We start from the raw sequence: 10,490 nt of genomic DNA, 5'->3' as shown, positions 1-10,490 counted from the left end.
GGGGCGAACCGCCCGCGGCCGGCGCCGGCCCCCCCGGGCGGGCCCCGCCCCCGCCCGCCCCACGCCGTCCTCAGTGGACGGCGGCGCTGGCCCGCGCGGCGCGGCGCGTCGCGTACTCGGCCCGGCGGGCCCAGCGGCGGGCGGCGCGCACCCGGCGGGCGCGCGCGTCGGTGGCGGCCTCGGTGCGCAGCTCGCGCAGCCGGTCGGCGGCCAGGTGGTACTCGATCGTGTGCACGGCGTGTCCTCGGTTCTCTCGTGTGGCCCCGTCCACGGCACCGCCCCGAGTCGGCGGGGGTGGGTGGACGGGGTCCGCTGTCAGGCGGCGACGACCTTGCGCGGGCGACCCCGCGGGCGCTTGCGCGGGATGACCACGCCCCGTTCGAAGATCTCCCCGCCCCACACGCCCCACGGCTCGCCGCGGTCCAGCGCGCCGGCCAGGCACGCGTCACGCACCGGGCAGTCCGCGCAGAGCGTCTTCGCCTGCTCGAGCTGCGCCGGGCTCTCCGCGAACCACAGGTCCGGGTCGTTCCGGCACGGCAGGGGGCGCCGCACCGGTGCCGGGGCCACGGGGGCCGCCGGACGTCGGGGAAGGGGACCGCCGGTCCGGGGGAGCCCGGGTCGGCGGTGGGACATCGGGCGGTCGACTGTCTGCTGCACTGCCGCTCCTCCTCGTACTCGTCGTCCACGGCCGGCGGGGGCCCGCCGACCGGAGTCGGGGCCGGGTGTGCCGCGGAGGAAAAGAGAGAGGCCGCGGACCCGGGGTTCGGGTTCCGCGGCCTCGAGGAGGACCTGGTGAGCGCTAGCTCCGAGGTCTCCCCGGGGAGTGGATCCCGAGGGTGGTGCTGGTGTCCTGCTGGTCGTTCATCGGGCCGAAGACGGCGCCGAAGGCATCCGGCGTGCGCACGAGATCGGTCCCACGGCGGGTGGGCACGAGGTCGGCGAGGCGCTCGGCGCCGCAGACGGGGGTGCCGAGGGCGCGCAGGCGCGTGGCGAACGGTCGCCCGGCGAGGAGGGCGCCCGGACGCACGACGACGGTCCCCGCTCCGGTGACCCCGGTGGGGGCAGTGGTCCACATCGTGCTGGTCATCGTGTCCCCTCCTCCCGGGGTCGGATCCCGGCCGTCGGGCCGGTCTCGGTCTGGTGCGGCTCGGGGCGGTGCCCCGAGCGCGAGATGGACAGTAGGCGGACCCCGCGAAGGGGGTCAACGCATTTAACGCGGTGGTGTCGGGAGGATCGTGTCCGCCCGTTGGCCCTCACCCGCGGTGAGACGTCAGGAGCCGACGGTCGCGAGCACGTCCTCGCCGTAGAGCTCGAGCTTGCGGGACCCGATGCCCGGCAGGGCCGCGAGCTCCCGCAGGTTCGCCGGCCGGCTCTCGGCGATCGCCTGGAGCGTGGCGTCGGTGAAGACGACGTACGCGGGCACCGACGCCGAGGCGGCCGCCTCGCTGCGCCAGGCGCGCAGCCGCTCGAACAGCTCCCCTGCCTCGCCCTCGAGCACGACCTTGGCCTTCTTCGTCCGGCGCGGCGGCGGCGCCGCACTGGGCGTGGACTCGGGGACCAGCCCGGTGAGGAAGCGGCTGCGCGGGCGCGCGCGACGTCCCCCCGGGTTGCGGGCCAGGGACCAGGAGAGGGTCAGCTGCTCCCGCGCGCGGGTGACGGCGACGTAGAGCAGCCGGCGCTCCTCCTCCACCGCCTCGGGACGCGACAGCGACTGGGAGATGGGGAGGACGCCGTCGACCAGCCCGACGACGAAGACGGCGTCCCACTCCAGGCCCTTCGCCGCGTGCATCGAGGCGAGCGTGACGCCCTGCACCGTGGGCGCGTGCTGGGCGTCGGCCCGGGCGGCCAGGTGGGTGACGAAGCCGGCGAGGTCGATCGTGGCGTCCTCGGCCACCAGGTCGACGGCGAGGTCGACCAGCGCGGCCAGCGACTGCCAGCGGTCGCGGGCGGCTCCGCCGGGCGGGGGCCGGTGCTCGACCCAGCCGGTGGAGGCCAGGACGTCGCGCACGGTGGGCACCAGCGCGCCCGGCTCGCTGCCGCCCGCGGCCGCGCCGCGCAGCAGCAGCACCGCCTCGCGCACCTCGGGCCGCTCGAAGAAGCGCTCCCCGCCGCGCAGCACGTAGGGGACGCCGGCGTCGGTCAGCGCGTTCTCGTAGACCTCGGACTGGGCGTTGATCCGGAACAGCACGGCGATCTCGGCCGCCGGCGTCCCGGCGTCGACGAGGGCGCGGCAGGCCAGCGCCACCGCGGCGGCCTCGGTGGGCTCGTCGGGGTGCTCGAAGAACCGCGGCGCGGGGCCCTCGGCGCGCTGGCCGAGCAGCCGCAACCCGGGCAGCCCCCGGCGCCGGGGCGCCTGGCCGATGAGCTTGTTGGCCAGCGCCACCACCTGCGGCGTCGACCGGTAGTCGCGTTCGAGCTTGACCACCTCGGCGTCGGGATAGCGGTCGGCGAAGCCGAGCAGGTAGTCGGGGTCGGCGCCGGTGAAGGAGTAGATCGTCTGGTTGGGGTCGCCGACGACGCAGACGTCGGCCCGCCCGCCCAGCCAGGCGTCGAGCAGCCGCTGCTGCAGCGGGTTCACGTCCTGGTACTCGTCGACGACGAAGGTCCGGTACTGGGCCCGCACCGTGCGGGCGACGTCGTGGTGCTCCTCGAGCGCGTACGCGGTCACCAGCAGCAGGTCCTCGAAGTCGAGGACGCCGTCCCGCTGCTTGGCCGACTCGTAGCCGGCGTACACCTGCGCGACGGCGGCCGGCTCGAACGGCGGCTCGCGGCCGGCGGCCTGCGCGCGGGCCGGGTAGTCCTCGGGCGTGGCCAGCGTGGTCTTGGCCCACTCGATCTCGCTGGCGAGGTCGCGCAGGCTGGTGCGGTCGGTGGACAGCCGGGACCGCGAGGCGGCGGAGGCGACCAGCCGCAGCTTGTTCTCCACCAGGCCCGGCATCGGGCCGCCGAGCACGCGCGGGGCGAAGTAGCGCAGCTGGCGCATCGCGGCCGCGTGGAAGGTGCGCGCCTGCACCCCGCCGACCCCGAGCCCGGCCAGGCGGCTGCGCAGCTCGCCGGCCGCCCGGGCGGTGAAGGTCACGGCGAGGACCTGCTCGGGCACGAAGGCGCCGGCGTGGACGCCGTAGGCGATCCGGTGGGTGATCGTGCGGGTCTTGCCCGTACCGGCGCCGGCGAGGATGCACACCGGCCCGGTGACCGCCTGCGCAGCGGCCCGCTGCTCGTCGTCCAGCTGGGCCAGCACCGCCTCGGCACCGCGCACGAGGCCCGGCGCCCCGGTGCTCTGCGACATCCGCTCCCCGTTCTCCCTCGATGACCGGGTCCATCCTCCCAGCCGGTGCCGACGGGCGGGGGAAGCATCCCCAGGGGCGTCGCGTTGCTCCGGGAGAAGGGGCCGCAGCAGCGGCCGAGACCGACCTGGAGGACCTCCTCGATGAGCGCTGCGACCGCCGCCGTCACGATGTACACCACCACCTGGTGCGGGTACTGCGTGCGCCTCAAGAAGATGATGCAGCGCGAGGGCATCGAGTACGCCGAGGTCGACATCGAGCGCGACGCGACCGCCGCCGAGGTCGTCATGCAGGCCAACGGCGGCAACCGCACCGTGCCGACGCTGGTGTTCCCCGACGGCAGCGCGCTGACCAACCCGAGCATCGACCAGGTCAAGTCGCAGCTGGCGCAGACGTCCGGCTCCTGACGGCGAGTGATCCCCGCGCAGCTGCGTGCAACGAGGCATGATCGGCGGCGCAGGGGCTGCACCCGTGGTCCCCGGACGTCCCGGCCGCCGGCCGGGCCCACCCCGCCGGAGGCTCTCGTCGTGAGTTCGAGCGTCGAGCAGGCAGCCGCCGGAACCGCCTCCCCCGACGACGCGTTCGGGTCGGACGAGCCGGCGGTGGTCGTCGTCCGCACCGGCCGCGGGTGGGCGGTGCTCTCGCCCGGCCGCGCCGAGGACGTCGGGGACCTCGTCGAGGGGATGTCCCTCGCCGACCTCGTCGCCGAGGAGCACGGCGCACTCGTCGAGCCCGGCCGCACCGTGCGCAAGGCCGCACGGGGCCCGGCCGGCGACGCCGCGCCCGACGTCGATCCGCGCGACGCCCGGCTGACCGAGCTGGAGCGCACCGTGGCGCAGCTGGAGCACGCCCTCGCCGCGCGGGTGTCCACCGAGCGCGCGATCGGCGTGCTCGCCGAGCGGCACGGCTCCGCCCCGCGGGCGGCCTTCGAACGGCTGCGTGGTGAGGCCCGGTCCCAGGGCCGCCCGGTCGCCGACCTCGCCCGCGAGGTCCTCGAGAGCCTGGAGTGCGCGGAGCCCGCGTCCCGGCCGCTCGTCTCCCGCTGCCCGGCCGACGGTACCGACCCCGCGAGCCGCTCCCGCGACGGCCGCGGTCCCGCCCCGGAGGGCCGGTCCTGATCCGTCCGGAGCCGCTGACGCCCGAGGCCCTGGCCGACCGGCTCGCCGGCCTGCTGGCCGCGCTGCACCCCGAACCGGGGGCCACCGCGCTGCGCGTGGCCGTGGACGGCCCCGACGTCGCCGCGCCCGAGGGCCTGGCCCGCGCGGTCGCCGAACGGCTGCCCGCCCTGGGCCGCGCCGCCGCCGTCGTCCCGGCCGGGGGCTTCCTGCGCCCGGCCTCGCTGCGGCTGGAGCACGGGCGCACCGACCCCGACGCCCGGTACACCGACTGGCTGGACGCCGGCGCCCTCGCCCGGGAGGTGCTGGACCCCGTCGGTCCCGGCGGGTCCGGGGAGTACCTGCCGGTGCTGTGGGACGTCGCCCGCGACCGGGCCGCCCGCGCCCGTCCCCGGCCGATCCCCGCGGGCGGCGTGCTGCTCGTCCCCGGTCCGCTGCTGCAGGGGCTGGGACTGGGCTTCGACGTCGTCGTCCACCTGCGGGTGACCTCGGCCGCCCGGCGCCGGCGTGCACCCGCCGACCGGGTGTGGGAGCTGCCCGCGTTCGACCGCTACGACGCGGAGGTGGACCCGGTGTCGCTGGCCGACGCCGTGGTGCTGGCCGACTCCCCCGACCACCCCGCCTTCGTGGTGCAGGGCAGGTTCCTCAGCTGAGCTCGCCGTCGACCCACCGGTCGATGATGTGCCGGGCGATGGAGACCGCCGGTGGGAGGACCTGCGGGCCGGTGCCCGAGCGCAGCTCGTCCCGCGTGAACCAGCGGGCCTCCTCGATCTCGGTGGGGTCCAGCCGGAGCGTGGGGTCGCCCTCGAGACGGGCGGTGAAGCCCAGCATGAGCGACTGCGGGAACGGCCAGGGCTGGCTGCCCACGTAGCGGATGTCGCGGACGCGGAGGCCCACCTCCTCGGCGACCTCGCGCGCGACCGCGCCCTCCGCCGACTCCCCCGGCTCCACGAACCCGGCGAGGATGGAGAAGCGTCCGGGCGGCCAGACCGCCTGCCGCCCCAGCACGCACCGGTCGCCGCCGTCGTGGACCAGCATGATCACGGCCGGGTCGGTGCGCGGGAACAGCTCCGCCCCGGTCTCCGGGTCCCGCTGCACCCACCCGGCCCGCTCGATCGTGGTCGCGGCCCCCGACAGCGGGCTGAACCGGTGCCGCTCGTGCCACTCGAGGATCCCGATGGCCTGGGCCAGCAGGCCGGCGTCGAGGTCCCCGAGGTCGGCGCCGACCTCCCGCAGGCCGGCCCAGGAGTCGACCGGGCGGCCGCCGACGGACAGCCGCCGGTCCCCGCGCAGCGCCGCATAGGGGACGCCGTCGGCCTCGCCGAGGTAGATCGCGCCCTCGGGCAACTCGGGCCGTTCCTCCCAGACCAGGCGCGGACCGCCGTCGGCCTCCTCGACCGGGACCGCGCGGCGCTCGTCGACCGTGAGCACCCGGACGGGGCGGCCGCCGGTGGGGTCGGGCAGCGCGCGGGCCAGGTGGCTGCGGTCGTGCGCCGACCGGGACAGGACCGGCACCGGGCCGGCCGGCGCGGGCCGGCTCTGCGGCCAGGATCCCCGCGCCGGGTCGTCGGCGGGCGGGTTGTCTGCGGGCGTGCTGCCGCCCTCGGGGACCGTCACGGAGCCTCGTCCACGGGCGCGGCCGAGGCGCGGACGTCGACCGGACCCAGGGCGCGCAACTCGTCGGCCACCACCTCCGCGTCGCCGACGACGACCGCGGTGAGCCCGGCCGGCTGCAGGTACCGGCGGGCCGCGTCCTGCACCTCCTCGGCGGTGACCTCGGCGAGCGCGCGCTGGTGCTCAGCCAGCCATCCGGGCGCCAGCCCAGCGCCGACCAGCGCCGACAGGGTGCTGGCCAGACCCGCGTGGGTCGAGGTGGACAGCGCCATGCTCCCGAGCACGTAGCGCCGGGCGCCGTCCAGTTCCTCGTCGCTGACGGGGGCCAGCGCCATCCGGCCCAGCTCGTACCAGGTCTCGAGGAACGCCGGCCCGGTCACCTCGGTGGCGACGTCGGCCTCGACGAGGAACGAGGAGGCGGCGGCCAGGTGGTCGACCGAGCTGCGCGGGCTGTAGCTGTAGCCCCGCCGCTCGCGGATGTTCTCCACCAGCCGGGAGGAGAAGTAGCCGCCGTAGACCATGTTGGCCAGCCGGACCGCAGGCAGGTCGGGGTCGGTGCGGCTGGGCGCGGGGCCGCCGAACCGCAGGTTGGACTGCACGGCGCCCGGCCGGTCGACCACCTCGAGGTGGCCGGGGGCCAGCGAGGGCGCCGGCGGGGCGGCCACCGCCGTCCCCTCCCCCGTCCAGCCGGCCAGGGCCGTCCCCACGGCGTCCACGGCGGCGGCCGGGTCGAGGTCCCCGACGAGGACCAGGGTGCTGCCGGTCGGCAGCACCCGCTCCCGGTGCAGCTTGCGCAGCGCCTGGCCGCGGACCGCTCCGACGAGCTCGACCGAGGGCAACTGCTCGGCGTAGGGGTGCGCGCCGTACCGCCGGGCGGCCAGCGCGGTGCGGGCGATGACCCCGGGCTGTGAGCGGGCGATCGAGATGCGCTCGCTGACGCGGGCGCGCTCGGCCTCCACCAGGTCGGTCGGGTAGGTGGCGCCGGTGAGCACCTCGGCGAGCACGCCGAGCACCGGGGCCAGCCCGTCGGCCAGCAGGGTCGTGGCGAACAGCAGCCGGTCGGGGTCGGTGGAGACCGACAGCTCCCCGCCGTGGGCCTGCACCAGCTGGGCGATGCCGGTGGCGTCGTGCGCGGTGGTCCCCAGCAGGACGGCGCCGGACAGGACGGAGGCGCGGGCGGTGTGCTGCGCCGCCGTGCGGGCGGTGGCCGCGGCGAACGGCACCCGCAGCCGCAGCTCCACCAGCGGGACGCCGGGCCGCGGGACGACCACCAGCCGCAGGCCGTTGGGGAGGACCTCCTCGGTGACCGCCAGATCCGGCTGCGGGCGGGGGTCACCCAGGGGAGGGACGAGGTCCGCGGTCATCGACGTCCTCCCGTGGCCTTCAGCTCGAGCACCGCGGCGGTGCCGCGGTCCAGGCCCCGGGCGGCGGCCTGCAGCTGCTCGGGGGCGACCGCGGCCAGCCGGGCGGCCAGCTCGCCGGCCAGCTCGGCGCGGCCGTGGACCAGCTCCGCCGACGCGAAAGCCAGGGTGCGGCCGAGCACCGAGTCGGCCTGGCGCAGCAGCTGGGCCTCGGTGCGCGCCTGCACGCGGGCGAGCTCCTCGGCGCCGACGCCGTCCTTCGCGATCCGGCCGATCTCGTCGTGGACGGCGTCCAGCACCTGCTCGGCGGTCACCGCCGCGGGGTGGTGCACCTGCGTGGTCAGCAGCGTGGCGTCGCGGACGTCGAACGGGTCGCCGAAGAGGCCCACGTAGCTGCTCTGCGCGACCGCGAGCTGGTCGTCGTGCACCAGCCGGCGCTCCAGGCGCGAGGCGTCGCCCTCGCTGAGCAGCTCGGCCAGCAGCACCGTCCCGAGGTAGGTGTCCAGGTCGGCCACCGGGTCGGGGACCCGCCAGCCGATCGCCACCGCGGGCGCCGGGGCCAGCCGGTCCTCGACCACGCCGGTGCGGACCGTCGTCGGCGAGGGCTCACCGGTGTTCGGCGTCGCCGGCACCTCCCGAGCCTCGATCGGGCCGAACCAGCGGCGCACCAGCCGCTCGGTCTCCGCCACGTCGAGGTCGCCGCCCAGGCACAGGACGGCGTTGCCCGGCGCGTAGTAGCGGTGGAAGAAGTCCCGGGCGTCCTCGACCGTCGAGGACTCCAGGTCGACGAAGGAGCCGTAGCCGTCGTGGGTGTTGGCGAAGCTCTCGAACGCGATCTGCGGCAGCTGCAGCCACGGGAAGGCGCCGTAGGGACGGTTGAGCACGTTGACCCGGATCTCCTCCTTCACCACGTCGATCTGGTTGCGGAGGTTCTCCTCGGTGATGGCCGGCGCCGCCATGCGGTCGGCCTCGAGGAAGAGCGCGCGCTCCAGCGCCTCGGCCGGCAGCGCCTCGTAGTAGTTGGTGTAGTCCTGGTGGGTCGAGCCGTTGAAGGTCCCCCCGGCGGCCTGGACCAGGCGGGCGTGCTCCATCTTCGGCACGTGCGCCGAGCCCTGGAACATGAGGTGCTCGAAGAGGTGGGCGAATCCGGTGCGGCCCTCGGGCTCGTTGCGCATGCCGACGTCGTAGGAGACGGTCACGGCGACCACCGGGACGCTGCGGTCGGGTGCGAGCACCACCCGCAGCCCGTTCTCCAGTCGGAAACGCTCCACCGGGTGCCGGAGGGTGAGGTCGGCCCCAGCTGCTGTCACGTCCCGACACTAACCGTGCCCGGGGACCGGCCGCCGCGCGGTGGAGTCCGCGCGCGCGACCGCCGGGCCCGAGCGGGCCCGGCGGTCGCCGGGGGGGGGGGCGGGCGGCCGCGCCGGGCGGGCCGGGGGGGGCGCGGGGGTGGGGGGGGGGGGGGGGGGGGGTCAGTCGTCGTCGCCGCCGCGGCCACGGCCGCGACCGCGCCCGGAGTCGTCGTCGGAGTCGTCGTCGCTGCGGTCCGCGCGACCGTGCGAGTCGTCGCCCGGGCCGTCGTCGCGGCCGTGGCCGCCTCCGACCCGCCCGTCCGAGTCGTCGTACCCGCGCCCGGCGGGAGGAGCGGACGGCGCGGGGGCGGACGGCGCGGAGGGAGCTGCGGAGTCGTCGCTGCCCCGGCCGCGGCCGTTGTCGTCGTCCCGCGGGCCCTCGACGGAGAACCGCGGGGTCCCGTCGACGCAGGTGATCTTCACCTCGAGCTCCTGCCCGGCGGACTTGAACTCGACCTCCCCCGGGCGCGGGGAGTCGTCGAGCCGCCAGCCGGGGGCCGGGGTGCCGGCGAAGGACAGCGCCCCGCCGTCGCAGGTGGCGTTCACGGTGCCGGCGACGGTCACCTGCTCGCCCGCCGTCGAGGCCGCCGGCGCCGGGGCCGGGGCGGGGTCGGGGGTGCTCGGGGAGGCGCCGGACCCGGGGGTCGAGGTGGCCGAGGCCGGCTGCGGAGCCGGCGCCGCGCCGGCGTCGACGGCGGAGACGGCGAGGACCCCGAGGCCGACGACAGCGGCGGCGGAGGCGGTCCAGAGGATGCGGGGGGTGGCGGTCCGTGTCATGGCACAGACCCTGTCTCCGGGCCGGTCAAGCCCACCCTAAGGCGGCATCAAGGGTGGGTGCGGGCGCTCAGAGCACCTCGACACCCTCGACGACCTGGTCGATGACGCCGTAGAGCTCCGCGTGGGTGTTGGGGATGGAGATGTAGAGCAGCGCGGGCGCGGGGCGGCCGACGTCGACCAGCAGCAGCGCCGCCCGCTCCCCCGTCGCGTCGTAGCCCTCGACGTCCCAGGAGAGGTCGAACTCGAGGAGGTGGGCTGCGGCGCCGTCGACCGTGCGCGCCTCGTCGCGCAGCACCCGCTGCCCGTTGGGAGCCGGGTAGTAGTTGACCCGCACGCTGTCGGCCACCCGCGCGACGGTGGTCTGCAGGCTGCCCGGCCCCGCGTAGCCGAGGTCGGGCGCGAGCGGTCCGGAGGTGCACTGGGCGATGAAGGTGCCGCCGTCGGGCGTGAGGTCCTGGGTGGTGAAGAACTGGCCGGCGACCGAGGTGGTCTCGAACACCGGGCCCAGGTCGTACTCGAACCAGCCGTTGCCGAGGTAGGGGTAGGCGATGCCGGCGGCCTCGTCGACGATCCGCACGGTGTCCGGCGGGAAGGCCTGACCGGGCGGCACCACAGGAGCGCCCGGGCCGGCGCCGACGTCCTGCACGGCGCCGGAGGGCCGGCCGACCAGGAGCGCGATGACGACGACGAGCACCAGGCCCAGCACGGAGAGGCCGACCACCCAGGCGGTGCGCCGCCCGGTGGGAGACGGCGCGGGGGCGGCCGCGGCGTACGGCGGGACCGACGGCGGTGACGGGGCGACCGGCACGGGCGCGGCCTGCACGGGCGCCGCCTGGACCTGGACGCCGGGGCCGGCCGGGGTGGTGACGTCGGACCACCGGGCGCCGTCCCACCAGCGGACCGTCCCCGGGGTGCCGTCGGGGTCGGGGTACCAGCCCGGCGGTGCGCTCCCCTGCCCTGCCACTGTCACGTCCTGCACCCTAG

12 protein-coding genes are annotated in these 10,490 nt (G+C 76.8%); 3 read left to right on the top strand and 9 right to left on the bottom strand.

All coding sequences use genetic code 11. The features are described from left to right. Window positions 1–70: 70 nt before the first annotated feature. The 4 genes from PGN05_RS13550 to PGN05_RS13535 form a co-directional block, all read right to left on the bottom strand. Window positions 71–235 carry a hypothetical protein gene (locus PGN05_RS13550; protein WP_419753078.1) on the bottom strand — a complete coding sequence of 55 codons (165 nt, stop codon included), beginning with the start codon at window positions 233–235 and terminating at the stop codon, window positions 71–73. Window positions 236–315: 80 nt separating this feature from the next. After that, a complete protein-coding gene (locus tag PGN05_RS13545) occupies window positions 316–567 on the bottom strand; it encodes a WhiB family transcriptional regulator (protein ID WP_419753077.1) in 252 nt (83 codons plus the stop codon). A 232-nt stretch (window positions 568–799) separates the two neighbouring features. Next, complete coding sequence (locus PGN05_RS13540; protein ID WP_419753076.1) at window positions 800–1,087, bottom strand: hypothetical protein; 288 nt, start codon at window positions 1,085–1,087, stop codon at window positions 800–802. 183 nt (window positions 1,088–1,270) lie between these two features. Continuing rightward, entirely contained in the window at window positions 1,271–3,289 is a 2,019-nt protein-coding gene (locus tag PGN05_RS13535; protein ID WP_419753075.1) for an ATP-dependent helicase, read from the bottom strand. Between the two features lie 141 nt (window positions 3,290–3,430). On the opposite strand from PGN05_RS13535, the gene PGN05_RS13530 reads away from it, so the two are divergent. The 3 genes from PGN05_RS13530 (at window position 3,431) to PGN05_RS13520 (ending at window position 5,055) form a co-directional block, all read left to right on the top strand. Continuing rightward, window positions 3,431–3,694 (top strand): mycoredoxin, encoded by a 264-nt coding sequence (locus tag PGN05_RS13530; protein WP_419753074.1) that lies wholly within the window; start codon window positions 3,431–3,433, stop codon window positions 3,692–3,694. A gap of 120 nt (window positions 3,695–3,814) precedes the next feature. Continuing rightward, window positions 3,815–4,405, top strand: a complete 591-nt coding sequence (locus tag PGN05_RS13525; RefSeq protein ID WP_419753073.1) for an ANTAR domain-containing protein — start codon at window positions 3,815–3,817, stop codon at window positions 4,403–4,405. Window positions 4,406–4,500: 95 nt separating this feature from the next. Then, entirely contained in the window at window positions 4,501–5,055 is a 555-nt protein-coding gene (locus PGN05_RS13520) for a uridine kinase (protein ID WP_419753072.1), read from the top strand. Here the strand turns inward: PGN05_RS13520 and nudC are convergent. From nudC to PGN05_RS13495, 5 genes are all read right to left on the bottom strand, one after another. Next, window positions 5,048–6,019: an NAD(+) diphosphatase gene (gene nudC / locus PGN05_RS13515; protein WP_419753071.1), complete on the bottom strand. Its 972-nt coding sequence runs from the start codon at window positions 6,017–6,019 to the stop codon at window positions 5,048–5,050. The two genes, PGN05_RS13520 and nudC, sit on opposite strands and share 8 nt — an antisense overlap. Next, a complete protein-coding gene (locus tag PGN05_RS13510) occupies window positions 6,016–7,380 on the bottom strand; it encodes a M16 family metallopeptidase (protein WP_419753070.1) in 1,365 nt (454 codons plus the stop codon). Before PGN05_RS13510 ends, nudC begins: the two co-directional genes overlap by 4 nt. After that, complete coding sequence (locus tag PGN05_RS13505) at window positions 7,377–8,687, bottom strand: M16 family metallopeptidase (RefSeq protein WP_419753069.1); 1,311 nt, start codon at window positions 8,685–8,687, stop codon at window positions 7,377–7,379. Before PGN05_RS13505 ends, PGN05_RS13510 begins: the two co-directional genes overlap by 4 nt. Window positions 8,688–8,849: 162 nt before the next feature. Next, on the bottom strand, window positions 8,850–9,506 hold the full coding sequence (locus PGN05_RS13500) for a hypothetical protein (protein ID WP_419753068.1): 657 nt from the start codon (window positions 9,504–9,506) through the stop codon (window positions 8,850–8,852). Between the two features lie 67 nt (window positions 9,507–9,573). Continuing rightward, entirely contained in the window at window positions 9,574–10,476 is a 903-nt protein-coding gene (locus PGN05_RS13495) for a DUF2510 domain-containing protein (protein ID WP_419753067.1), read from the bottom strand. Between the last annotated feature and the right edge of the window lie 14 nt (window positions 10,477–10,490).

This window comes from Geodermatophilus sp. CPCC 206100, from assembly GCF_048569675.1.
Lineage (GTDB): Bacteria > Actinomycetota > Actinomycetes > Mycobacteriales > Geodermatophilaceae > Geodermatophilus.
Note: the sequence above shows the minus strand (reverse complement) of the source record. Positions and strands in the feature narration are given on the sequence as shown.

Excerpts from the sequence above, each read along its gene's own strand:
- PGN05_RS13540 (WP_419753076.1), bottom strand. The coding sequence starts at position 1,087 with ATGACCAGCACGATGTGGACCACTGCCCCCACCGGGGTCACCGGAGCG.
- PGN05_RS13530 (WP_419753074.1), top strand. The coding sequence starts at position 3,431 with ATGAGCGCTGCGACCGCCGCCGTCACGATGTACACCACCACCTGGTGC.
- PGN05_RS13510 (WP_419753070.1), bottom strand. The coding sequence starts at position 7,380 with ATGACCGCGGACCTCGTCCCTCCCCTGGGTGACCCCCGCCCGCAGCCG.
- PGN05_RS13535 (WP_419753075.1), bottom strand. The coding sequence starts at position 3,289 with ATGTCGCAGAGCACCGGGGCGCCGGGCCTCGTGCGCGGTGCCGAGGCG.
- PGN05_RS13500 (WP_419753068.1), bottom strand. The coding sequence starts at position 9,506 with ATGACACGGACCGCCACCCCCCGCATCCTCTGGACCGCCTCCGCCGCC.